This window comes from Pseudarthrobacter sp. TAF60_1, assembly GCF_052113505.1.
Lineage (GTDB): Bacteria > Actinomycetota > Actinomycetes > Actinomycetales > Micrococcaceae > Arthrobacter.
Genome location: NZ_JBFRDI010000007.1, coordinates 1 through 22,146, shown reverse-complemented (window position 1 = coordinate 22,146; position 22,146 = coordinate 1). Strand labels below are relative to the sequence as shown.

At 64.3% G+C, this 22,146-nt stretch carries 19 protein-coding genes; 7 read left to right on the top strand and 12 right to left on the bottom strand.

The genetic code is table 11. From position 1 onward, the window contains the following. Window positions 1–2: 2 nt before the first annotated feature. The 3 genes from AB4Y73_RS09640 to AB4Y73_RS09630 are packed head-to-tail and all read right to left on the bottom strand — an operon-like array spanning window position 3 to window position 3,256. Window positions 3–1,511: a sugar ABC transporter ATP-binding protein gene (locus tag AB4Y73_RS09640; RefSeq protein WP_441871210.1), complete on the bottom strand. Its 1,509-nt coding sequence runs from the start codon at window positions 1,509–1,511 to the stop codon at window positions 3–5. Between the two features lie 55 nt (window positions 1,512–1,566). Then, window positions 1,567–2,727, bottom strand: a complete 1,161-nt coding sequence (locus AB4Y73_RS09635; protein WP_441871209.1) for a substrate-binding domain-containing protein — start codon at window positions 2,725–2,727, stop codon at window positions 1,567–1,569. Between the two features lie 46 nt (window positions 2,728–2,773). Beyond that, window positions 2,774–3,256 (bottom strand): hypothetical protein, encoded by a 483-nt coding sequence (locus tag AB4Y73_RS09630; protein WP_441871208.1) that lies wholly within the window; start codon window positions 3,254–3,256, stop codon window positions 2,774–2,776. A 211-nt stretch (window positions 3,257–3,467) separates the two neighbouring features. On the opposite strand from AB4Y73_RS09630, the gene AB4Y73_RS09625 reads away from it, so the two are divergent. Then, window positions 3,468–4,541 (top strand): LacI family DNA-binding transcriptional regulator, encoded by a 1,074-nt coding sequence (locus AB4Y73_RS09625; RefSeq protein ID WP_441871207.1) that lies wholly within the window; start codon window positions 3,468–3,470, stop codon window positions 4,539–4,541. Between the two features lie 214 nt (window positions 4,542–4,755). On the opposite strand, the gene AB4Y73_RS09620 is transcribed toward AB4Y73_RS09625, so the two are convergent. Together AB4Y73_RS09620 and AB4Y73_RS09615 are read right to left on the bottom strand one after the other, a co-directional pair. Next, a complete protein-coding gene (locus tag AB4Y73_RS09620) occupies window positions 4,756–5,265 on the bottom strand; it encodes a DUF2087 domain-containing protein (protein ID WP_441871206.1) in 510 nt (169 codons plus the stop codon). 16 nt (window positions 5,266–5,281) lie between these two features. Next, window positions 5,282–5,974, bottom strand: a complete 693-nt coding sequence (locus tag AB4Y73_RS09615; RefSeq protein ID WP_441871205.1) for an aspartate/glutamate racemase family protein — start codon at window positions 5,972–5,974, stop codon at window positions 5,282–5,284. Window positions 5,975–6,128: 154 nt separating this feature from the next. Here AB4Y73_RS09615 and AB4Y73_RS09610 point away from each other — a divergent pair, with 154 nt between their 5' ends. From AB4Y73_RS09610 to AB4Y73_RS09595, 4 genes are read left to right on the top strand one after another with little or no spacing between them, the layout of a single operon-like run. Continuing rightward, window positions 6,129–7,571 (top strand): DUF3375 domain-containing protein, encoded by a 1,443-nt coding sequence (locus AB4Y73_RS09610; protein WP_441871204.1) that lies wholly within the window; start codon window positions 6,129–6,131, stop codon window positions 7,569–7,571. Beyond that, on the top strand, window positions 7,568–8,236 hold the full coding sequence (locus tag AB4Y73_RS09605) for a DUF4194 domain-containing protein (RefSeq protein WP_441871203.1): 669 nt from the start codon (window positions 7,568–7,570) through the stop codon (window positions 8,234–8,236). The genes AB4Y73_RS09610 and AB4Y73_RS09605 overlap by 4 nt, the downstream gene beginning before the upstream one ends. Continuing rightward, window positions 8,233–11,640, top strand: a complete 3,408-nt coding sequence (locus AB4Y73_RS09600; RefSeq protein ID WP_441871202.1) for an ATP-binding protein — start codon at window positions 8,233–8,235, stop codon at window positions 11,638–11,640. The genes AB4Y73_RS09605 and AB4Y73_RS09600 overlap by 4 nt, the downstream gene beginning before the upstream one ends. After that, entirely contained in the window at window positions 11,630–12,874 is a 1,245-nt protein-coding gene (locus AB4Y73_RS09595) for a Wadjet anti-phage system protein JetD domain-containing protein (RefSeq protein WP_441871201.1), read from the top strand. Before AB4Y73_RS09600 ends, AB4Y73_RS09595 begins: the two co-directional genes overlap by 11 nt. A 72-nt stretch (window positions 12,875–12,946) precedes the next feature. Here AB4Y73_RS09595 and AB4Y73_RS09590 read toward each other — a convergent pair whose 3' ends face one another. The 6 genes from AB4Y73_RS09590 to AB4Y73_RS09565 all read right to left on the bottom strand — a co-directional run bounded on the left by AB4Y73_RS09590 (window position 12,947) and on the right by AB4Y73_RS09565 (window position 18,001). Beyond that, a complete protein-coding gene (locus AB4Y73_RS09590) occupies window positions 12,947–13,639 on the bottom strand; it encodes a hypothetical protein (protein WP_441871200.1) in 693 nt (230 codons plus the stop codon). A gap of 335 nt (window positions 13,640–13,974) precedes the next feature. Then, window positions 13,975–14,352, bottom strand: coding sequence for a VOC family protein (locus AB4Y73_RS09585; protein ID WP_441871199.1), 378 nt, complete (start codon window positions 14,350–14,352; stop codon window positions 13,975–13,977). Window positions 14,353–14,374: 22 nt separating this feature from the next. Beyond that, a complete protein-coding gene (locus AB4Y73_RS09580) occupies window positions 14,375–14,854 on the bottom strand; it encodes a nucleoside deaminase (protein ID WP_441871198.1) in 480 nt (159 codons plus the stop codon). A 25-nt stretch (window positions 14,855–14,879) separates the two neighbouring features. After that, window positions 14,880–15,725 carry a class I SAM-dependent methyltransferase gene (locus tag AB4Y73_RS09575; protein WP_441871197.1) on the bottom strand — a complete coding sequence of 282 codons (846 nt, stop codon included), beginning with the start codon at window positions 15,723–15,725 and terminating at the stop codon, window positions 14,880–14,882. A gap of 39 nt (window positions 15,726–15,764) precedes the next feature. After that, the gene (locus tag AB4Y73_RS09570; protein ID WP_441871196.1) at window positions 15,765–17,018 is read right to left on the bottom strand and encodes a S8 family serine peptidase; all 1,254 of its coding nucleotides are present in this window, start codon (window positions 17,016–17,018) and stop codon (window positions 15,765–15,767) included. 167 nt (window positions 17,019–17,185) lie between these two features. Next, entirely contained in the window at window positions 17,186–18,001 is an 816-nt protein-coding gene (locus tag AB4Y73_RS09565) for a nuclease-related domain-containing protein (protein ID WP_441871416.1), read from the bottom strand. A gap of 547 nt (window positions 18,002–18,548) precedes the next feature. Between AB4Y73_RS09565 and AB4Y73_RS09560 the strand changes: the two genes are divergently transcribed. Next, window positions 18,549–19,439, top strand: a complete 891-nt coding sequence (locus AB4Y73_RS09560) for a hypothetical protein (protein WP_441871195.1) — start codon at window positions 18,549–18,551, stop codon at window positions 19,437–19,439. Window positions 19,440–19,662: 223 nt separating this feature from the next. On the opposite strand, the gene AB4Y73_RS09555 is transcribed toward AB4Y73_RS09560, so the two are convergent. Further along, window positions 19,663–20,199, bottom strand: a complete 537-nt coding sequence (locus AB4Y73_RS09555) for an HNH endonuclease (protein WP_441871194.1) — start codon at window positions 20,197–20,199, stop codon at window positions 19,663–19,665. A gap of 640 nt (window positions 20,200–20,839) precedes the next feature. On the opposite strand from AB4Y73_RS09555, the gene AB4Y73_RS09550 reads away from it, so the two are divergent. Then, on the top strand, window positions 20,840–22,084 hold the full coding sequence (locus tag AB4Y73_RS09550; protein WP_441871193.1) for an IS110 family transposase: 1,245 nt from the start codon (window positions 20,840–20,842) through the stop codon (window positions 22,082–22,084). Window positions 22,085–22,146: the final 62 nt, after the last annotated feature.

Below are 22,146 nucleotides of genomic sequence, written 5' to 3'. Positions count from 1 at the left end.
GTTCAGACTCCCTGGACTGCAAGTTGGAGATATTCCTCGTCAGCGATCTCGCTGCGGGGAATGTCGCGGATGATGGAGCCGTCCTTGAGGACGAGGACGCGGTCGCTGACCGCGAGTAGTTCGGGGTACTCGGAGGAGATGACGATGACGGCTTTGCCGGCATTTGCAAGCTCCCGGATCATGTCCAAAATTTCGCTTTTGGTGCCGATGTCCACGCCGGCCGTGGGCTCGTCCAGGATCAGGATGTCCGGATCGGTGCCCAGCCACTTGGCGATGACCACCTTCTGCTGGTTGCCGCCGGAGAGAAGCCGCACCGGGCGGTGGGGGTGGGCCACCTTGACTGCGAACCTCTTGATCAGGGACGACGACAATTCCTTGCCCTTGGCGCCGTCCAGGAGTGGTCCCCGCTGGATCTGGCCGAGGAGGGGAAGCAGCAGGTTGTCCTGGACGGAGTGCTCCAGGACGAGGCCTTGGGCCCTGCGGTCCTCCGGGATGAGGGCGACGCCGGCGTTGATGGCCTGCTGGGGCGAGGCAAGGTTGACTTTTTTGCCCCGAAGGAGGACTTCACCGCTGTCCACCTTGTCGATGCCAAAGAGGGCACGTGCCAGCTCGGTGCGTCCGCTTCCCATGAGCCCTGCCAGTCCGAGGATTTCGCCGGGCCGGAGCGTGAAGGAGACGTCCCGTACCCGGTTCCCGGCATGAAGCCCGCGGACTTCGAGAAGCGGCGCGCCGTCGTGGGCCATATGGTCCCGCGCACGGTAGGAAAGCTGGCCCTCGATCTTCTTCCCGACGATGCCTTCCACGATCTGCTCGGGAGTGACGTCAGACAGTGGCGCGGTGAGGAGGTGGCGGCCGTCGCGGAGGATGGTGATCCGGTCCGCGAGCCTGTACACCTCGTCCATGCGGTGCGAGATGTAGATGATTGAGATGCCGCGCTGCTTGAGGCGGTCAATCAGTTCGAAGAGCGCTTCGGACTCGTGCCGGGCCAGGCTGGCGGTGGGTTCGTCCATGATCAGCACCTGGGCGTTCTGGGCGAGGGCCTTGGCGATCTCGGTCAGCTGCCAGTATGCAGTCCCCAGCCGGGAGACCTCCGCGCGGGGGTCGACGTCGACCTCCATCTCAGAGAAGACCTCCCTGGCCCGTTTCACCGCGGCACGGTCGTCGATGAGCCCGCCCCTGCCGAGCGGTTCGGCGGCAAGGAAGATGTTCTGTGCAACGGTCAGGCTCGGTACGAGGCTGAACTCCTGGAAGACCATTCCGATCCCGGCGGCCTTCGCGTCCTGGATCGAATTGATGGCGGCCGGCTTGCCTCCAATCAGGATTGTGCCGGCGTCTGCCTGGTAGACGCCCTGAAGGATCTTCATGAGCGTGGACTTCCCAGCGCCGTTGCCGCCCGCCAGCGCGTGCACCTCACCCTTGCGGACGTCGAAACTGACGTCCTTGAGTACGGGAACGCCGTTGAAGCTCTTGGAAATCGAGCGCATCTCGACGACATTGTCTGCGGTATTCATCGTTGCCCTTTCGGCGCGGCGCGGGGGCCGGGCCCCCGCACCGCCGGCTTTTTGGCTACTTCTTGTAGGAGTCCTGGATGTCCTTCGGGGCGTCCTCGTGGTAGACCTGCTTCCAGGCATCCAGGACGTTGGAGTGGTCAACCGGGAGGGCACTCAGCGCCACATAAGCGGGTGCTTTCTTGCCGATGAGCGCCCCTGCGGCCAGCCGCGCTTCTGTGACACCCTGGTCGAACGGAACCTGCGCTCCAAGTCCGACGACAAGTTCGTCCTTGGCAAGGGCAATCGCGACATTCTTGCCGAGGTCCTCCGTAGCGATCTTCAGATCCGGCCGGCCGGCGGCCCGCGCTGCGGCCATGACACCTTCTGCAGGAACATCCCAGACCGCCCAGATTCCGGACAGGTCGGCGTACTTGCTCAGCATTGCGTTCGCAGCAGCCTGGGCATCTCCAGCAAAGTCCGGACCGGCAATTCCCTTTTCCTCGACAATCTGGATATCCGGGTATTCCTTGGTAATCGTTTCCTTGAATCCCTGGTAGCGCTGCTTGGTCACGAAGAAATCGGCCTGGTGGAAGACAACCCCGATCTTCCCCTTGCCACCGAGCGCTTTAGCCATTTGGTGGGCGGAGACGACGCCGTTGCCGTAGTTGTCAGCAGAAACAACAGAGACATAGTCCTGGCCGGCAGTCAGTCCCTGGGGGACGTTGTCCATGAAGACGAGCTTGGTGCCGGCAGCCGCGGCTTTCTTGTAGGCGGAGGCCGTAGCCACGGGATCCGTGGGGATGGAGACGATAATGTTCGGGGCCTGTGACATTACGGTCTCGATGTCCGAAACCTGCTTGTCCGGCTTGAAGTTCGCGTCAGTCGTGGCGATCACCTTGACACCGAGCTTTTCAAACTCGGTCTTGAGTCCGTTGATCTGGGCAGTGGCCCAGTCGTTGCCGCCATAGTGCATCACGATGGCCGCCTTGGCGCTGAGTGCCTTGACCTTTGCAATCTCATCAGGGGTCAGTTCTGCTGCGGACGCCGGGGAGGGCGTCTCGCCGTTGGGCCCCTTGCTCAGGACCTGTCCCTTGATCTGATCAAGGGCCTGCTGTGCCTTATTGGACACACCGGCGTCGGGAGCATTCGACGTGCCCGTTGTCGAACTGCTGCAGGATGCGACGGAAAGTGACAGGGCTGCGGCAAGGGCCAGAAGGGGAAGCCTGCGGATCATCATTGTTCTCCAGTGCTGTGGGTGGATGGGGGTGGACGCCTGGGATGGCTCAGGCGAGGGCAACAGCCAGGGCCGGCGGAACCGGGGACAGGACGAGCCCGCCGGAGGCCGAGGCGGTGCGGATGGCAGTGGCCTTGTCTGAAGCTCTCAGGAGCGCCTCTGCATGTACTTTGTCGACGAAGAAGCCCAAGGAACACGGCCCGTAGTGGGCTTGAACCCACTTCACGGCCTCGTTGGCCGCCTGCGCCATGTCACCACCTGTTTCCCGGGCCGGGCCGCGAATGGTGGACACTGACGTGGGTTTGCCCGAGTTGTCGACGGAGACGACCAGGCTTGCCCAAAGACGATCTTCATCGAATATTCCGATGACCGCCGAAGACCCGGCAGAGACAAAGGTGCGGACCGCGGCTGCGAGATCGCCGGGCTCCGTATCCTTCAGGAGCACTTCGAGATTTGCCCACTGGGTCTGGTCGACATCCCGAAGTCCGGCGTTCGGATCGAGTGCGAGCGCGTAGACGATCTGGTCGGGCATCCCGCTCCCTTTCCTCTTTGAAATGGTTGGCTCCGTACACGCTTACGACCCTTTCGTGAACGTTTACGGACACCATCGTAAACGTTTACGGAGATACGTGTCAAGGATCACAATGGGAGCTGTCTGGGGGGCGGAGGAATCCAGGCGGACGTAAGATCGAAAGGCACAGAACCGAGAGGTTCCATCCGTGACGTGCAAGACAGGAGTGAGCGTGCCAGGCATAGCTGTTCCCCGTGAGGCGAACGAGAGGCTATCGAATGCCCCACTGCGCCGGAAGCCCACCATCAACGATGTGGCGGGCATCGCCGGAGTCTCCTTCGGCACAGTCTCGCGGGTACTCAATGACGCACCGGACGTGAGCGCGGCAACGCGGCAACGGGTTCTGCAGGTGATCAAGGACATCGGGTACCGCAGGAACCGGGCAGCCACGGCGCTTGTCACCAGCCGGTCCACCTCCATAGGCATACTTTCCGACGGCTCCCCGCGATTCGGCCCGGTGGGCACGCTCATGGCCCTCGAGAACATCGCGCGCAAGAAGGGGTACGCCACAACTGTCGTTAGCGTCGAACAGCCCTACGAAGAGTCGGTTCAGGCCGCCCTCGACGCCTTGGACGATACCGGCGTGGGGGGAATCATCGTCATTGCCCCTGTGGTGGACATGGCAGCAGCGGTATGGAATGCCTCGTGCCGCGTACCCGTGGAGATGATTGCGGCGGGAGCATCATCGACTCCAAACGTCTTCACATATTCGGAAAACCAGGAACTGGGCGCACGGCTGGCCACCCAGCACCTGATAGACCTAGGCCACACCGACATCGCCCACTTCGCGGGCTCCATGGACTGGTTCGACGGTCGGGTACGCAAACGCGGGTGGGAGGCGGCGCTTCGCGACGCCGGGCTTACACCAGGGCTGTGCCTAGAAGGCGATTGGAGCCCTCGGTGGGCCTATGAGACCGCCCTCCAGCTCGTGCGGGAACAAAAGGTTCCCCAGTCTATCTTCGCTGCCAGCGACCACACGGCTCTCGGGCTGATACGTGCCTTCGCTGAAAATGGGATCCGGGTCCCGGACGACGTGAGCGTGGTCGGTTTCGACGACATAGAAGGGTCAGACTTTTTTCTACCTCCGTTAACCACAGTGCGCCAGGACTTCACCGCCTTGGCACTCATGAGCACTGAAGTGCTGATCGGCGCCATGGAAGGCCGCGAAGTGGACCGCACACCTATAGCGCCGGCCCTCATCGTGCGCAACAGTACCGCCAGCGCCACTTCCCGCAGCACTGCCTAAGCCCAGGAAGGACTCATCGGTCTGCGCGAAGATCAGTAGCGGTGGCGCTCGATTCGTCGCAGGGACGCCCAGCCATTAGGACTTCATATGCCAACAGGAACCGATGGAACCACGACGGCGGACCTACGTCACACTCGACGGTTCCGTCAGCGTGGGGGACGGCAGCCGCTCTCCCGGTCCAGCTTCCCGCATCCCCGCGCCACGCGTCCGTGTCTCATTCGGGCCGGGAATAGGAGGACCCCGACGCGGTCCGCTCCAGCAGCCCGAAGTCGACAAGGTAGCGGCGCAGCAGCACCACGTCCCCCGTGTAGCTCAGCAGCCGCTCATTGACCTGCCTCTCGGTGAGGTCCTCCCCCGGCTGGATAGCTTCGCCGACGATCCAGGCAAGGAGTTCGCGACGGTCCGCCGCAGTGGCCGGGTACCTGTCGATCCGGCCCAGGCGCAGGAAACGGTCCACCCCGGTCTTCGGCTGGCGCTTGGGCTGCTGGGACAGGAGTTCGCGGAAGATCGTCTCCGAGGCTTGATAGCCATTGCTGGCCGTCCGGTCCACCAGACCGGCCTCCACCAGAACGGCAATGGCCCGGGAACGGCGCTGCTCCTTCACGTCGTCGAGGACATCCTCACCGAGCACGATCTGCGCGTAGGCAGTCCGGGCATCCCGGTTGGCGAGCGCGGCCATCACGCGGCGCCAATGCGGTCCACTGTGAGCGGATGATCCGTTCATTTCCCACCTCCAACTGCTATTCGGAGCCAATCCGCTCGCGGGACGGGATGACCGCGGCCACCGCTTCGACGGCGGAGCGAGGGCTCGTCAGGACGGGGATCGCGAGCCCGCTGAGTAGGGCGGCGGCAGGCTCCATGCTCGCCTGGGCGAGGACGACGACGTCGCAACGGCCTGAGAGCGCACGCGCCGCGTGTGCAACAAGGGAGCGGTAGCCCTCAGCATCTCCGCTGAGGAAGGCATCCCATACCCCTTCCACGACGCTGACCTCAACGGAGATATCAGCTCCCCCGTCCGCAGCCTCCTCGGCAAGGACGCGTGTGGTCGGCTCGACGGTGCTGCCGAGCGCCGCGATTACACCGATCCGCGGGCCAAGGGTGACGGCCCGGCGAAGCATCGGCCGGTCGATCCGGATCACTTCGAGGCCGTCTCCTAACAGTCCTTCCGCGACCTCACCGAGCGTTGAGCACGTGCAGAGGATGACCTCGCATCCTGCCTCCCGGAGTTCCGAAAGGTAGCCAGCTACCACCGCGCGCACGCGCTGCCTTGGTCCGTCCTGTCTGGCAAGCTCCAGAGCTTCGGGATCCACGCGGTGGACCGTGCGTGCGGAGGGCAGGAGCTCCCGGGCCAGGGACTCGAAAGTACTTACGTGGACCTGCGCCGTGTGGAGGAATCCGACTGTATTGGAACCGTCGGGGCGGAGTTCGGTCATGGGGCCTGAGACTAGCAAAGCCTGAGAGAGCGTTCATCGAAACCTGCGTTAAATGAGAGAGCGTTCGAAGGGAACCCGCATTAAGTGATAGAGCGTCCGAGGAGGACGGCTAGAGTGAAACCCGACGACGTGACGCACCAAACACGGGACCCCAATGGACTTCTACGCCATCAATTCCCTGCGGGAAAACCATGCAGGCTGGTCACTGCTCCGTGCCCAGAACGCGCCCCTGGCATTGACGTTTTTCATGGCCGCGTTCACGGGACCCAACCAGCGCAACCTGGGCCGGCAGGAGCTGATCGACGTCCTGGATGATGTGCTGTTCGGCCTCCGGGACAGCGAAGGCGAGGACCGGTTTCCACGCCCCGCCGGTGAGTACCTGGATGACTGGGCCGCCGACGAACGCCAATGGCTCAGGAAGTACTACGTCCCCGGCGAGGACGAGCCCCATTACGACCTCACGGCGGCTGCGGAGGACGTGGTCCGCTGGGTGGAGAATCTGCGGGGGCGGGATTTCGTCGCAACCCAGTCACGCCTCACCAGCATCTTCGCGGTGCTGAAGCAGCTGGTACAGCAGTCCGAGACGGACCCGGAGGTGCGGCTCACCGAGCTGCAGCGCCAGCGGGACGGGATCGACGCCGAGATGCAGCGGATCCGCGACGGTCACATCCGCGTCATGACCGGCCCGGAAGCCCTGGACCACCTCCAGCAGCTCACCGCCCTGGCCAAGGACCTGCTCTCCGATTTCCGTGAGGTGGAGCAGAACTTCCGCAAACTGGACCGGCAGGTACGCGAGCAGATCGCCACGTGGGACGGCACCCAGGGCGAACTGCTGGAATCGATCTTCGACAACCAGCAGGACATCAGCAGCTCCCTCCAAGGCCGCACCTTCCAGGGGTTCTGGGACTACCTGATGTCGCCGCAGCTCCGCACCGAGCTGCAGGACCTCCTGCAAAGAGCAACCCAAATCGAAGCCCTGGCCAAAACGGACAGCCTCAGCGCGGTGGCGAACCTCCACCAGGACTGGCTGCCCGCCGTCGAACAGACCCAGGCCACGGTCCGCCAGCTTTCCCAGCAGATGCGCCGGCTCCTGGACGACAAGGTGTTCCTGGAGAACAAGCGCATCATGCAGCTGATCCGCAGCATCGAATCCGGTGCGCTGGGCACCCGGGAGGCACCGCCGTCGGGCGCTTTCATGGAGATCGACGCACCATCCGTGGACGTGGTGCTGCCCTTTGAACGGCCGCTTTATGAGCCGAGCCGCAAAGTGCTGGTGGACGACGCCGTGGAAACGGCCGACGACGCCGACGTGGACGCCTCGGCCCTGTTCGGTCAGTTCTTCGTAGACAAGGAACGCCTGCGGGCCAACATTGACGCCGTCCTTGCCGACGCGGAGCAGGCCACCCTCGCCGAAGTCACCGAAGCATACCCCCTCTCCCAGGGCCTGGCGGAGGTGGTGGCGTACTACCAGCTGGCCACCGAATCGGACTGGGCCACCATCAACCCGGAGCAGTCACAGCACCTGTCCTGGCAGCTGCCGGACGGCAGCATCCGCGAAGCCACCATCGAACAGATCATCTTCGGAAGGCCGGCATGAACCCCGCCACCCCAGCCACAGCTGACACTGAAACCCGCACGCCGGAGGAGCTTCCCGCCGTCGTCACCCGGCTCTTCAAGGGCGTGCTGTACGCGGAGAACGATGAGAAGGTGTGGCAGTCCCTGCTCGGCTTGACCTCGCACGTGCGCGACTATGTCTCGGTGCTGGGCCTGGACCTGGTCCTTGACGAATCCGAGGGCTACGCGTTCCTGCGGTCCAAGGATGATCCGGACGGCACGCTCCCCCGGCTCATCGCCCGCCGCACCCTGACCTTCAACGTCAGCCTGCTGCTGGCGCTGCTCCGCCGGCGCATGATGGAGTTCGACATCAACAGCAGCGAAGTCCGGCTCATCATGTCCGAACAGGAGATCGCGGACATGGTCTCGGTGTTCCTGCCCGAATCCAGCAACGAGGCCCGCGTCCTGGACCGGCTGGGCACGGACATCAAGAAGGTGGTGGAGCTCGGTTTCCTGCGCAAGCTCAAGGGGCAGGCGGACACCTACGAGGTGGCCCGGATCCTGAAGGCGTACGTGGATGCGCAGTGGCTGGAAGAGTTCGACGCGCGGCTGGCTGACTACCGCGCGACGCTCGCCGGGGAGCCGCCCGCCGCAGCCGGGGCTGCCGGGGCTGCCGGAGCAGCAGCAGGGAAAGGGGAGGACCAGTGACCGCGGACCTCACCTCGGACCTGCAGGAGAGTCTGTTCAGTCTCGACGATACCGCGGCCGACGGCGGCATTCCCCCGGGTTTCCGGCTGCACCGCCTGGAGCTGCTCAATTGGGGCACGTTCCACCAGGGGGTGCGCACGTTCCGGCTGGACGGAGCGAACAGCCTGCTCACCGGCGACATTGGCTCCGGCAAGTCCACCGTGGTGGATGCCATCACCACGCTGCTGTTTCCGGCGCACAAAATCGAGTACAACAAGGCTGCGGGGGCGCAGAAGAAGGAACGCTCCCTGATGTCGTACGTCCGGGGATTCCACAAGAGCGCCCGGAGCGCCGGCGGGGAGTACTCCAAGCCGGTACCTTTGCGCGCCACCGGCCAGCTGACCGTGGTGCTGGGCGTCTTCCACAACGCCGTGCTGGGTAAGTGGGTGGCCCTCGGTATCACGCTGTGGGCCACGCAGGAGGCCGGGCAGCCGAACCGGTTCTACTCGCTCGCGGAAACGGACCAGAGCATCGCCTCGGACTTCAGCAACTTCGGCCAGGACCCGCTGAAGCTGAAGAAGAAGCTGCGCGCCGCCGGGGCATCGGTCCATGACTCCTTCGAGCCGTACTCGGCCGCGTTCAAGCGCCAGTTCGGGATCAGCGGCAACCAGGCCATGGAGCTGTTCCACCGCACGGTGTCCATGAAGCAGGTGGAGAACATCACCTCGTTCGTGCGCGGCAACATGCTGGAGGAGAACGACGTCGCCACCAGGATCACCAACCTGATCCACCACTTCGACGACCTGAAGAAAGCCCACGACGCCGTCCTCCGGGCCAAGGACCAGATCGCCCTGCTGACACCCATCAAGGAGGGCGCCGCACTGCATGCCGGGCTGACCGCCGACGACGAACTGGCCCGCAAACAGCGCGACCAGCTGCACCCCTGGTTCACCGACCGGAAGCTGCAGCTGAGCCTGGAGCACCAGGCCGAGCTGGAGCAGACAGGCATGCGGCTGCAGGAGGACTCGGTACGGCTGAACGGGGAGATCAAGCAGCTGCGCCGCGACCTGGCCGGCGTGGAAGAGGACATCCGCACCAACGGCGGCGGACGGCTCACCGCGATCGACGCCGAGCTGGCCACTTTGGCCGCCAAGTCCGCCGAGCAGAAGCAGCGGTTCGAGGCCTACTCGGTGGCCGCGGCGGACCTTGGCCTCCAGGCCCCGGAGGACCGCGTCCTTTTCGACGCGAACCGGGCGGGGCTCGCCGGGGTGGAACAGGACCTGGCGGCGCGTTCCGAGGCGTTGCATGAAGAGCGCACCACGCTGTCGATCCAGCAGGCAGGGCTCAACACCAGGTCCGCCGAGCTCAGGGCCGAGCTCACCAGCCTGCAGGCACGGCGCAACCTGATCCCGCTCCCCCAGCTGGATATCCGCCGCCGGTTGTGCGAAGGCACCGGGATCACGGACAGCGACCTGCCGTACGTGGGCGAGCTGCTCAAGGTCCGCGACGGCGAGGCCGGCTGGGAGGGCGCCGCGGAACGGACCCTCCACGGCTTCGCCCTCTCGCTCCTGGTCCCCGCGGAGCACTACGCCGCGGTCAGCAGCTGGGTGGACGCGAACAACCTGCGCGGCCGGCTGGTGTACCTGAGGATCGGTGACTCCTATGCGCCCAGGGCGGCCGAGCCGGGGACGCTGGCGGCGAAGATCGCCATCAAGCAGGGCACCTCGTTCCGGGATTTCCTGCAGGACCAGCTCAGCAGCCGGTTCGACTACTTCTGCTGCGAGAACCTGGCCGACTTCCGCCGCTACCCCAAGGCGCTGACGGCCAACGGCCAGCTCAAAGGCGGCCGGGGCCGGCACGAGAAGGACGACCGCAAGGACCTGGCTGACCGGCGCAATTACGTGCTGGGCTGGGACAACCATGACAAGATTGCCGGGTTCCGCGCGGATCTGGACGAGGTGCAGGGCACGCTGAAGGTGGTGGCCGGGCAGCTGGACCGCGTCAACCAGCAGCTGGGGGCGCTGGGCCGGCACAACCAGCAGCTGGGCACCGTCCGTTCCGTCACGGAGTTCGGCGAGATCAGCTGGCACGCCACGGCCCGCAGCATCGAGGACCTGAAAGCCGAGAAGCGGGCCCTGGAAACCACCAGCGACGTCCTGCAGCAGCTGATGGCCAAGCAACAACAGGTCACCACGGAGCTGGAGCGGCTGGAGGAGAAGTCGGGCAAGCTCCGGGAGCGGCTGGGCGCCAATGAGAAGGACGCGCGGGACATCGCCGAGGCAATCGACGACTGCCGGGCTGTGCTGGGTGAAACGCCGGTGACGGACGACGCCGCGGTGCTGGCCGCCGTCGGACGCCTCGCCGACGCGGCGCTCGGGGACAAACCGCTCACCTACAAAAACACGGCCACCGTGGAAAGCACCGTGCGGAACGGCCTGACGGACACCATCGACGCACTGTCCAAGCGGATCGCCCGTGCAGCGGAGAGCACGGTCCGGCAGATGGCCGATTTCCGCAACAAGTACCCGAACGAAACCACGGACGTCGACGCTGCACTGGAGGCCGCGGCGGACTACAACCGGCTGCTGGAGCAGCTGGTGGGCAACGACCTGCCCCGGTTCGAGAATCAGTTCAAGGATCTGCTGAACCAGAACACCATCCGCGAGGTGGTGGCGTTCAATGCGTTCCTGGACAGCCGGCGGCAGAACATCATGGACCGGATCGGGGAGATCAACGAGTCCCTGGCGGGTATTCCGTACAACACCGGCCGCCATATCCAGCTGGAGCACCAGGCCACGTCGGACCAGGACGTGCGCGAGTTCGGCAGCGACCTGCGCGCGTGTTCGGAGGGGACGATCGGCGAGACGGACCAGTACTCGGAGCAGAAGTATCTGCAGGTGGAGCGGCTGATTGACCGGTTCCGGGGCCGGGAAGGGCTGACGGACCTGGACCGGAAGTGGACGGCGAAGGTGACCGATGTGCGGAACTGGTTCACGTTCTCGGCGTCGGAGAAGTGGACGGAGACCGGCGAGGAGTACGAGCACTTCACGGATTCGGGCGGCAAGTCCGGCGGGCAGAAGGAGAAGCTGGCGTACACCATCCTGGCGGCGGCCCTGGCGTTCCAGTTCGGGCTGGAGTCCGGCAAGGGGGCGGGCAGGAATGCCGGCAGCGGCAGGAGCTTCCGGTTCGTGGTGATTGACGAGGCGTTCGGCCGCGGCTCGGATGAGTCCGCCCGGTACGGGCTGGAGCTGTTCCAGCGGATGAAGCTGCAGCTGCTGATCGTCACTCCCCTGCAGAAGATCCACGTGATCGAGCCGTTCGTCTCGCACGTGGGGTTCGTGGCGAACACCAACGGCGACGATTCGCAGCTGCGCAACATGACCATCCAGGAGTACCGCGAGGAGAAGGACCGGTATGGCGGCTGAGTCCTGGACCACGCTGGCGGACCTGCGGGCCCTGTCGCTGAAGGCGTGGAACAGCGGTTCGCTCCTCCGGGAGCTGCTGGAACCCACCGGGCTGTACCCCCGGCGTCGTCCGTTGAAGCGTCCGACGGCGGCGGCCCTCCTCCGTGACTACGCGGCAGCAGGTGCGTGGGCAGGTGAGCTGTTTGCCGCCGCCGGTCCGTTCAGCCTGGAGACCGTGGAGGTGGGCCAGAGCACGATCGGTTCCAACCGGCTGCCCGCCGCTGCCGTGTTCGCATCGGCAGGCGATGAGATTGGGTTTGCCGGGAAGACCAGGGACGCTGCCCGGTTCAAGGAGCTTGCCGGGGGCATGGCCGCCCTGGACCCCTCTTTTCGTCAGTGGGTGCTGCGGCGGCCGCTCAAGCTGCTGGAACTCGGGGCCGATGCCCTGACGGCGTCCCGCGTGGCGCTGTGGCTGCGGGCGAACCCTGAGCCGGGCGTCTACGTCCGGCAGCTCAGCCTGCCCGGCGTGCACACCAAGTTCATCGAGAACCACCGGCGGGTGATCGATGAGCTGGCGGAGGCCCTGCGTCCGGTGGCGCTCCCGGAGATACCATCCGCTGGCGAGGACCTGCCGGACGTCCCCGTGGAACCGGACGCCCTGCTGGGGCAGACGGCGGCGCGGACACCCGCCGCCCGGTTCGCGGCGCGGCACGGATTCGTGCATCCGCCCGAGCTTGTCCGGTTCCGGATGCTGGACCCCGCCGTGCCCCTGCTCGGCGGTGCCAGGGACATTACCGTCACAGCGGCGGCGTTCAGTTCACTGCAGCTTCCTGTGGCATCGGTGATCGTGACCGAGAACCTGGTGAACTTCCTGGCCCTACCGGAGAGAACAGGCACCTTGGCCATCTATGGCGGCGGGTACGGATTCTCGTCCCTCCGCGACGCCACCTGGCTGCGTGACTGCGACGTCCTGTACTGGGGAGATCTGGATACGCACGGTTTCCGAATCCTTGATGGGCTCAGGGCAGTGCATCCTCACGTGGTGAGCGTCCTGATGGATGAGGCCACCCTGCTGGAGCACAGGGACGTGTGGGGCAGCGAACCTGCTTCGTCCCGAGCTGCGCTGACCCGGCTGACCGAAGAGGAGTCGGCGCTGTACACGGCGTTGGGGACTGACACCTTTGGCCGGGCTGTCCGGCTGGAGCAGGAACTGATCCGGTGGGACTGGGCGCATGGGAGGCTTGCGGTTGGCTGAGTCTGCCCACGCAGGGCGGTTAGAGTGCCGGCGGGTCCTTAATAAAAATCCAACATATGGTTATCCGCTCTATCACTTCCCGAAAGGAGCCTCGGGCCCCGGCCTGGCATCCATGACTTCAGGGAGGGTCGACCGGGCCAACACCCACGCTCGTGCTGTCGGACTGATCCAGCCTGCGATCTCCGCACTTGTCTGTAAGTCTTTCGTCAGGTCGCGCCTGTGGATCGGTTCGTGATGCGCCGCCCGATTGCGCACGAAATGCAGGTTCTTGAGTGATGTCTCGGTCAGGATACGTCGCCGCCGAGGATCCTCCGGACCGTGAGGAAAGGCGTGTTGGGCGGCAGGTATCCAGAACGCCGTGAGATACCTCGATGCCACCAAATAACGCCAAAATCCAAGGGACAACTCGGCGATGACTTTTCCGTGGGTCGGTGCTCCGTTGCGTTGGGATGCCCGCCGGCGGGCTTCGGCGATATCTCTTCGCGCACGTTCATCCAGGATGGAGAGATCAAGCCAGTCACGACCAGGATGTTTGTGCTCACACCACGCTGACAGCCGGCGATCAAGTGCGTTCCTCACAAGGACCTCCACCATGCCCACCGTATGCATGGTGGCCGCTGAGGCGGTCATATTCCATTCGTACAAAGCGAACGCTCCACGAAGATCCCCAGCGGAGGCTCTGAAGTATGAGCCCATGCGTTCCACGGTGAGTAGTTCGCGAAGTTCCTCGAACTCCTGAACCGAGCCAAAGTTGCGGTTCCCCATGCCCTTACCTATAGTTGCTAATGAAGACCCCGGAGCGATCACTGGTTACACATCGCCGGGGTTACGCCTTTTAAGCCCGGGAGCGGTTAGGCTCAGCGGCGCTTGCTTGCCGGTTAGTTTACCGCTGAGCCTAACCGCTCCCGGATGCATTTCTGCTGCTCGGCGCGCCGCCATCGCGTCATAGCCCATGGGTAATCGGCGACGGCCGTCCGCAACGCGTGAAGGCCGCGCAGGCCGCGGGGCTCAAATCATCGGCTCGGCCGCGCGGTATCTGGCGTTCCGGGCCGCCACGAGCGACACCGCAAGGGACTTGTTGGGTTAGCCCCGGCGTCCGGTCAGGGCTCAAGCCGCTTGCGCAGGAGGCAGAACTCGTTGCCTTCAGGGTCGGCCAGGACGTGCCACTGCTCCCTTCCTGTCTGCCCGACGTCGTCCGGGCGGGCCCCAAGGGCAAGCAAGCGTTCCAGCTCCGCGTCCTGGTCCCGATCCACCGGGTTGACGTCGATGTGCAGAGGGAGGCGTCCGGGTTGCGGGTTGCTGCTCGGGCTCAGGATGATGGTCGGCTGCAGGCCGCCGAACCCGGCGTCCGGCGGGCCGATCTCGATGGCACCGTCCTCCCGGCCCAGCTCGACATAGCCGAGGACCCCGCTCCAGAACCCTGCGAGGAGTTCCGGATCGGAGCAGTTGAGCACCAGTTCGCTGATACGGGAGACCATGAACGACAGTGTACTGCGTGGCCTACTCGGCGATGTCCTCCGCCCAGAGCTCCGGGTTGTCGGACTGGAATGTGCGCATCATGTCGACGGAACGCTGATCATCCAGGACCACCACCTCAACCCCGCGTGTCCGCAGGAGCTCCAGCTCGCCGTCGAAGGTGCGTGCTTCACCCACCACCACGCGGGGAATTTTGAACTGGACGATGGTTCCGGCGCACATAGCACACGGGGCGAGGGTGGTGTAGAGCGTGGTGTCCCGGTAGCTCTTCTGCCGGCCGGCGGCGCGGAGCGCCGACATTTCCCCGTGGGCTATCGGATCAGCGTTTTGGACCCGTTCGTTGTGCCCGCTGGCAATGACCACGCCGTCCCGGGCGAGCGCCGCTCCGATGGGGATGCCGCCCTCAGCCAGGCTCTTCCGGGCGGCCTGATAGGCGGCTTCGAATGCCGGGTGGGCGGTGCGGTCCAGTTCCGGCGCGGCGGATGCGTGCTGCTCGTGGGTCATGGCGTCATTCTCGCACGGACTGCTTTCAGGGGTTCTCCTCAACCTTGGTGAGCGTGAAGATTCCGTAGCGCATTGCACCGGTGCGGTAGGCGAGGATCAGGCGGGGAATGCCCAGAAACGAGTTGCGGTTGCGCGCGCCGAGGGCCAGACGGCGTGTCTCGCGGTCGACGAGCAGGGCCTTCACGAGCTGGCGAGCGCAGATGGGCCAGGTGCGCGCGACGCAGCGGCTGACATCCTCATAGCCGGTGACCGTAAAGCCCGCTGCCCTGGCCATCGCCTCGTATTCCTCTCTCGTGCCCATCAAGGGGAGGCGCCCCTCGCGGCAGATCGGCTCAAGCAGGTGGCGGACCTTCCATCCGCTGGCACCGGTCTCGGCGAGCCACGCGCAGATGACGAAGCGGCCGCCGGGCGCTAGCACGCGGTGCGCCTCGGCGAAGAACCTGGGCTTATCCACCATGTGCTCGCTCGACTCGATCGCCCAGGCCGCATCGGCCGAGGCGTCGGACAGCCCGTTGCCGAGCCAGTCGCGGACCTGGACATCGACGCCGGGAACGGGATTCACGGCGGCGTAGCGGGCCTGCTCAGCGGACAGCGTGAAGCCGGTGACGCGGACCCCGCGTGTCACAGCAAGGCGCCGTGCGGTGGAGCCGTAACCGCAGCCGATGTCGATGCACGCCTGGCCGGGCCTGAGGCCCAACCGATCGCCGACGGTGTCCACCAGCGCCTCGACAGCCTCACCGGGCGTCTCTGGGCCCGTCACCCAGAGCCCGTGATGGACATGATCCCCCCACACCCGGCGATAGATGGGATCGAGCTCGTCGTAGTGATCCGCCACCGCCACGGCGTTCTGGGAAATATCGGGGACGATCACGCCCTGACCCTACAACGGCGCTCTAGGCCGCCGGAAGGGTCAACAACCTGTTGCCCCGACCGCCCTGCAGGCATTCACGCGGCCGTGGGCCCAGTCAGTGCCGATAGCGCCAACTGCGTCGGTGGTGGATTCCACCTTGGCGCGGATGTCCGAGTTGGTGCCGCCGGGGTTGGCGCTGCGGGCGAGCGCGGCGACTGCGGCAACAATCGGTGAGGCCATCGAGGTGCCGCTGCCGATGTCATACCCCTGGGAACGGTTGTACTCCCTGGCGAGGGTGAATCTGTGGTTGGGGAAGGTGGAGTAGACGCTGACACCCGGCGCTGCCACATCCACCCACGTGCCGTAGGTGGAGAACGACGCCTTCTTGTCATTGTTATCGGTCGCCCCCACAGAAATGACATTCGGGTACGCAGCTGGGTAATTCATGCTGGTGTTTCCCCCGTTGCCGGCTGCCGCAACCAGCACCACACCCGCGTTCCAGGCGTTGTTCACCGCGGTTTCCAGGGTGGTTGACGCGCCAACCACCAGGCTCATGTTGATAACCTGCGCACCATTCTTGACGGCCCAGGTGATGCCGTTCGCCAGGCCTGAGCTGGATCCCATCCCCGTGTCGCTGAGGATTTTTCCAGCCAGGATGGAGCATCCCGGGCATACGCCGGCGACGCCAATGCCGTTGTTGGCGTTGGCCGCGACGATTCCGGCGACGTGTGTGCCGTGGCCGTAGTTATCGTCGTTGCTTCTGGATGTGGTGAAGTTGGTCCGTTCCACGACCTTGGGGGTGATGTCGGGGTTGTCCATGGCGACGCCGGAATCGAGGACAGCCACTTTGACCCCGGTACCTGTAGTGACGGTCCAGGCTTCGACGGCGTCCACGTCGGCGTCAGATGTGCCCGCAGCGACGGTCACCGTGCCTTCAGTGTTCGTGAAGGATTGGCCTGTGTTCTGCAGCACGTACTGGCGCGGGAAGTAGGTGTCGTCTGAGGCCGGAGTGACCACATAGTCCGGTTCGGCATACTCCACCCTAGGGTTCCGGCCCAGGGCTTCGACGAGCTGCAACTCCTTGCCTGCCGGCACGGTAATCAGGTGCGCGCCGGTGCTGCCGACGTCGGGCCCATCGGTAAGCCCGTGCGGGCGGAGTACGCCCGCAGCTGCGGCGTTGTCGCGGAACTTGACCAGGATCTGCCCTGCCGTGATGGCCGGGTCCGGCGCGGCATTGCCTGGGACGACACCGCCCACGAGGGTGCCAATAACCAGGAGAAGGGCGGCGAGACTCGCCAGCACAAGCTTTTTCATGGGCTAATCTTCCGCGCAGATGGCCCGGCTGGATAGGGGGAAAGTCCCTTGATTTGTTCCCGGCTGCCCGGGCAGTGGCCAGCGGGCAGTGTCAGAAGAACGACGGCGGGACTTGCCCCCGCCGTCGGCCTTCCTAGCCCTGCACCAACGAATTTCCCCACTTGACGTCACGCAGACCTGAACCGCGACGCTACCGCCTCACGCATCTGTGCCACATCAACGTCGCCGGCTGTTTGCTCTGTCAGCACTTTGGCTAACCGTTTCGGCCAGAGGACGTGAACGCCACGAGTCGAGAACGCGCCCCCGATCAGGGGCCAGTCTGCTTCGACGAAGCACAGCGCCCCGGTGATCGGAACATCATCCCCAACGAGGTCGCGCACGACGTCGACCTGTTTGAGCACCCCGTCCACCAGTTTCGTGCAGTCACGCCGGCCAACGAGGAGCTTCTCGACGCGTGGACGAAGGATGCCACCCTCGATCTTCAGTTCAGGCCGGCCCTTGTACCGCTTGGCGTCAATAACCCAGATCCCGCCGGGAGTGATGGCGATATGGTCGATGTTGGCCTTCGAGCCCGGGATGCGCCGATCGTGGAGGACAGCCAGACGGGCGCCGGCCACGGCATCGAGCCGGGTGCCGAGGCGTTCCTCACCGATCGCGCCCTGATCCCAGGATTTGGTGGGCTGGCGCTCGTCCGAGAGGGCGACTGCAAGGCCACCAAAGCGACCCCACTTCTCGCGGAGCTTCTCCTCGTCCTTCGCCTTTCGGCGCTCATATTCCCGGCGGGCGGACGAGCCGGCTACTCCGGAGTCAGCGGGCAATGACTCGTCATAAGGTGGTTCGAGTTCGGGAGGCTCGTTTTCCGGAGCCTCGGTGGCACATTCCACGCAGCGGACGGTCTTCGTCTCGCTTTCGTAGATCGCTTGTGTTCCGGCCGGCAGCGAGGCGGCACACAACCGGCACGTTCCGGCGTACCGGAGCCTCATCTGCTTCACCAGGAGGCGCTTTGGATCACCGGCACGGATACGGTCTGCTTGTAGGTCCCCGCGGACGGGCCGCGTTTGTGCTTTGCCATGGCTCAATCCTCACTCACGACAGGGAACTTTCGCGGTCTGCCGCGCGCAGCGGGACTTCTTCAGCACGAGCAGTTCGACTCCCGGAGCTCTCGCAGATTTTAATCAACACTTTCTTGTCATGTAGTTAAAGATTCTTTTACCCCGCCATTAAGATTCAGCGGTGCCCGCGGCACCTGCACGACGGTGCCAACGGCCTCCCGCTGCTGCGGGGAGCGCCGGTTGCAGCAGGTCACGCCTGCGCTGAACAACCTGGTGTCCGATGATTCGAGTTCCGGCCCCAGACCCATCCCCAAATCCAGAACCTGCATTCAACGCAACCAAAAGATTCTTTAGTTAAAGGTTCAACAATACACTGACTTTGTAAATAACACACAGGACACCACTCAGGCTTGTCATATTTGGGATTACGTATTGTCGTAAGGCGCGAAAAACCTTTTATGTCTGCCATATTTGAGCCATGACAACACCAGAGTTCCCTGGGGCGGGCTCACAGCAGACTTCGCCCAACCACCCATCTCTCGCACAGGCCGCTGATCACGAGGCGTCAACGCAGACCCTCCCGCCTCAGCCGGCGAAGGCTAAAAAGCCGTTGAACATACTGGGGCTCATCGCCCTCATCACAGCAGCCCTCGGGTTCATCTTCGCCTGCATGCCCGGAGCCCTGATCGTTGGTTGGATTCTGCTGCCGATCGCGTTTGTCCTGGCTCTCGTTTCTCTGTTCCTTAAAGACAAACCCAAGGGCATGGGCATCACTGCCTTGATCCTGTCAATCGTTGGAACAATTGTCGGCTTCGTCGTATTCTTCGCAGTCGTCGGGTCGGCCGCCGACAACGCATTCGGGGGCGGCGACACGAAAGTCGTAGCACCGTCCGGGGATGCAGGGGCCACTAACGGCGGGGCAGCGGCTCCCGCCGCCAAAACCGGGACCCGGGAGACCCCACATCCGATCGGCTCGGTCATTGAGTCCAAGGACTGGCGCGTTGTGGTCAACTCGGTCACCCTCGCCGCCACAGACGCTGTTATCGCTGCCAACCAATTCAACGACCCGCCTGCCGCGGGTTCGGAATATATCCTCGTAAACTACTCAGTCACCTATATCGGCAATGACGCTAACGGACAGACGCCTTCGTTCGTGTCAGTCGAATACGTGACAGCGGACGGGAGGACTGTGAACAGCTACGACAAGTCCGTCGTAGAACCGGATCCCATCAGCTCGAACGCGCTCTTTAAGGGCGGCTCAGCAACAGGCAATAAGGCTTTTGAAGTGCCGTCGGCCACCGCGGCTCAAGGCGTTCTCGCCGTCAGGGCGGGCATGCTTGGTGACAAGGTGTTCGTCGCAGCCAAATAAAACTCAAAGGAAGTTCGCGAAGCCCCCGGCTGATCAGCTGGGGGCTTCGCTGTTCCGCCGTCCGGAACTGAGCCGGTGCACTCGTCACCCTACGGGTGTACCAGCACGCCGTGTAGCTGTGGTTGATGAGGTGTCGAATCCCCGCCCTGCCTGGTTCCTTTTGGCGCGATCCTGCCGGTGATGAATGGCTTCAAGTTCTCCTTGCCCTCCCGCACCAGCGTGATCAAGGCGTCGTTGGCGACTGCCTAATCAACTTGCCAAAATGGGCCTGCCGGTGCCACGCGAAATACCCGCGGGACGGCTCGTCATGAGCCAGGCATTTTCGGCCCACGAGGCCCTCGATCCGGTCCTTAACCTGCCCGGCTCCAGGCTTGCCCGCTTCGATGACGCCGGACTCACCGACGACGACGTAGCCAAGCTCGAACAGAGCATCACAGCCGAACAGGCACGCGAGCATAGACACGTTGCGGGTGTCCATACGCTCCTTCTCAGAGCAGGCCGAGCGGGGTTTGATGTGGGCGGCGACTAGGAGCTGTTCCGGGAAGGAATGTCCGCAGAGCGAGCAGAAACTGCCCCGCAGCTGCAGCTGCTGGTTCCGCAGGAAACGCTGTTCTGTCCGTGCTGCCCCTAACGCCCACGTGTCGGTCGGACCGCCCAAGTATTGGTCGGCCGACACTTCCTCGTGCCCGCCCCTATCAGGGGCATCGGTGATCTCCAGCCCTGCCCGGCGCAACAACTGCAGGGCACCTTCACTGTCCAAGTGATAGAAGTAGCCTCTGTTCAGTGTGCCTATTGCGGTCAGAGGGCCTTTTCCCCGGGGCAATATGTCGACGACGTCGTTCCACGGGATGTGCACTTCACATACAGGGTCAGTGAGGACCAGTATCCCGTCCGTGTCCGCAGGCTCTTTGTATCCGCGGGGCGGTGGAAATGCCGGCTCTGGCAGCGTGGCCGCCCGGCTGATGCCGCGGATCGCGGGACGGGAGTAGTGCAGGACAAGGTCCCCAGGCCTAACGTTGTGCAATGTGTCCCAGGAAGCTACCCGCTGTCCGGAACTGCCTCGCAGCGGTGCCCACAGCGTCCCGTCGGGAAAGACATCGGGGAAATTTGAGTTTCTCAGGGGCGCTTCGCTCTGCCGTGGGGGCCGAAAATGTGGTGCAGCGGTGATCGTTGCGGGGTTTGGGTTGCCGGAGCAGACTGGAGAGTGTGTTCCGGTCGACCCCGGTCTCTCTTTGGTGTCGGTGAGCCTGTAAGTGAGTTTGGTGGTGGAGGGCACAGCTTTTTATCCGCGGGACCGTGGAATGTTGCCGTTGAGCACGAATGTCAGATTTGTTGTTTATCCGCCTTCCCCGGGACACAGACGCAATCTTCTGGAACCGATCGGGAAGGGGTGATCTGTCATGGAGGTCATTCACCCGCGCTGTGCGGGTGTCGATATTTCAAAGAAGGACGCGAAGGTCTGTGTCCGTATCCAGGGCCGCGGCGGCCGGTCCACCACATCCACCGTCACGACCTGGGGTTCGATGACCGGGCAGATCCTGGGGCTGAAGGAACACCTGCTGGACGAGCACGTGGATCTCGTGGTCATGGAGGCCACCGGTGATTACTGGCGCCCCTTTTACTACCTGCTTGAAGATGACGGGCTGAACATCATCCTGGTCAATGCCCATGACGCCAGGAACGTCCCGGGCCGCAAAACCGACGTTTCCGACGCTGCGTGGCTGGCCGATCTGGGCGCCCACGGGCTGGTCCGGGCCTCCTTCGTGCCCCCGCCACCGATCCGTGAACTGCGGGATCTGACCCGGGCCCGGACCATCATCACCCAGGAACGGACCCGGGAGATCCAGCGCCTGGAGAAACTCCTCGAGGACGCCTGCATCAAACTGTCCTCCGTAGCTTCGAACATCACCGGGGTCTCCGGACGCCTGATCCTCCAAGCACTCATCGACGGGCAGACCGACCCGGCGGCCCTGGCGGAGATGGCCCAGCGCAGGCTGCGGTCCAAAATCCCTGAACTCACCCAAGCACTCACCGGCCGGTTCACCGAGCACCACCGCTACATGACCGCACTCTATCTGCACCGGATTGACGCCCACACCGCCGACATCAACGACCTCAGCACCAGGATCGAGGCGGCGATGGAGCCCTTTCGTTTCGCCCGGGAGCTCCTCGTGAGCATCCCGGGGTTCAGCACCACCATCGCGGAAGTCTTCATCGCTGAAACCGGCGCCGACATGAGCATGTTCGCCACCGCGGGGCACCTGGCATCCTGGGCCGGTACCTCCCCGGGATCCAACGAATCCGCCGGACGGATCAAATCCACCAAAACACGGCCCGGCAACCGGTACCTTAAAGGCGCCCTGGGCATAGCCGCGCTCTCGGCGTCACGCTCAAAGAACACCTATTTCTCCGCGAAGTACGGACGCCTCGCCGCTCGGCGCGGACCGATGAAAGCCCTCGTCGCCGTCGAACACGCCATGCTTACCGCAGCCTGGCACATGCTCACCACCGGCGAACTCTACAACGACCCCGGCGCCGACTACTTCACCCGGCAGGCGCCAGACAAAGCCAAAGCCCGCGCCATCGGACAACTCGAATCACTCGGCTACCAAGTTACCCTCCAACCCCTACAACAGGCCGGATAGCACTGATCACCCCACGTACCCCGCCGTGGTCATCCAATTTTCATGTCAGAGAGCGTTTGGGG

What these genes read in the sequence shown, in the direction of transcription:
- AB4Y73_RS09610 (WP_441871204.1), top strand. Translation starts at nt 6,129, where the DNA reads ATGGACTTCTACGCCATCAATTCCCTGCGGGAAAACCATGCAGGCTGG.
- AB4Y73_RS09620 (WP_441871206.1), bottom strand. Translation starts at nt 5,265, where the DNA reads ATGAACGGATCATCCGCTCACAGTGGACCGCATTGGCGCCGCGTGATG.
- AB4Y73_RS09570 (WP_441871196.1), bottom strand. Translation starts at nt 17,018, where the DNA reads ATGAAAAAGCTTGTGCTGGCGAGTCTCGCCGCCCTTCTCCTGGTTATT.
- AB4Y73_RS09590 (WP_441871200.1), bottom strand. Translation starts at nt 13,639, where the DNA reads ATGGGGAACCGCAACTTTGGCTCGGTTCAGGAGTTCGAGGAACTTCGC.
- AB4Y73_RS09635 (WP_441871209.1), bottom strand. Translation starts at nt 2,727, where the DNA reads ATGATGATCCGCAGGCTTCCCCTTCTGGCCCTTGCCGCAGCCCTGTCA.
- AB4Y73_RS09605 (WP_441871203.1), top strand. Translation starts at nt 7,568, where the DNA reads ATGAACCCCGCCACCCCAGCCACAGCTGACACTGAAACCCGCACGCCG.
- AB4Y73_RS09585 (WP_441871199.1), bottom strand. Translation starts at nt 14,352, where the DNA reads ATGGTCTCCCGTATCAGCGAACTGGTGCTCAACTGCTCCGATCCGGAA.
- AB4Y73_RS09550 (WP_441871193.1), top strand. Translation starts at nt 20,840, where the DNA reads ATGGAGGTCATTCACCCGCGCTGTGCGGGTGTCGATATTTCAAAGAAG.
- AB4Y73_RS09640 (WP_441871210.1), bottom strand. Translation starts at nt 1,511, where the DNA reads ATGAATACCGCAGACAATGTCGTCGAGATGCGCTCGATTTCCAAGAGC.
- AB4Y73_RS09615 (WP_441871205.1), bottom strand. Translation starts at nt 5,974, where the DNA reads ATGACCGAACTCCGCCCCGACGGTTCCAATACAGTCGGATTCCTCCAC.
- AB4Y73_RS09580 (WP_441871198.1), bottom strand. Translation starts at nt 14,854, where the DNA reads ATGACCCACGAGCAGCACGCATCCGCCGCGCCGGAACTGGACCGCACC.
- AB4Y73_RS09560 (WP_441871195.1), top strand. Translation starts at nt 18,549, where the DNA reads ATGACAACACCAGAGTTCCCTGGGGCGGGCTCACAGCAGACTTCGCCC.
- AB4Y73_RS09565 (WP_441871416.1), bottom strand. Translation starts at nt 18,001, where the DNA reads ATGAGGCTCCGGTACGCCGGAACGTGCCGGTTGTGTGCCGCCTCGCTG.
- AB4Y73_RS09595 (WP_441871201.1), top strand. Translation starts at nt 11,630, where the DNA reads ATGGCGGCTGAGTCCTGGACCACGCTGGCGGACCTGCGGGCCCTGTCG.
- AB4Y73_RS09630 (WP_441871208.1), bottom strand. Translation starts at nt 3,256, where the DNA reads ATGCCCGACCAGATCGTCTACGCGCTCGCACTCGATCCGAACGCCGGA.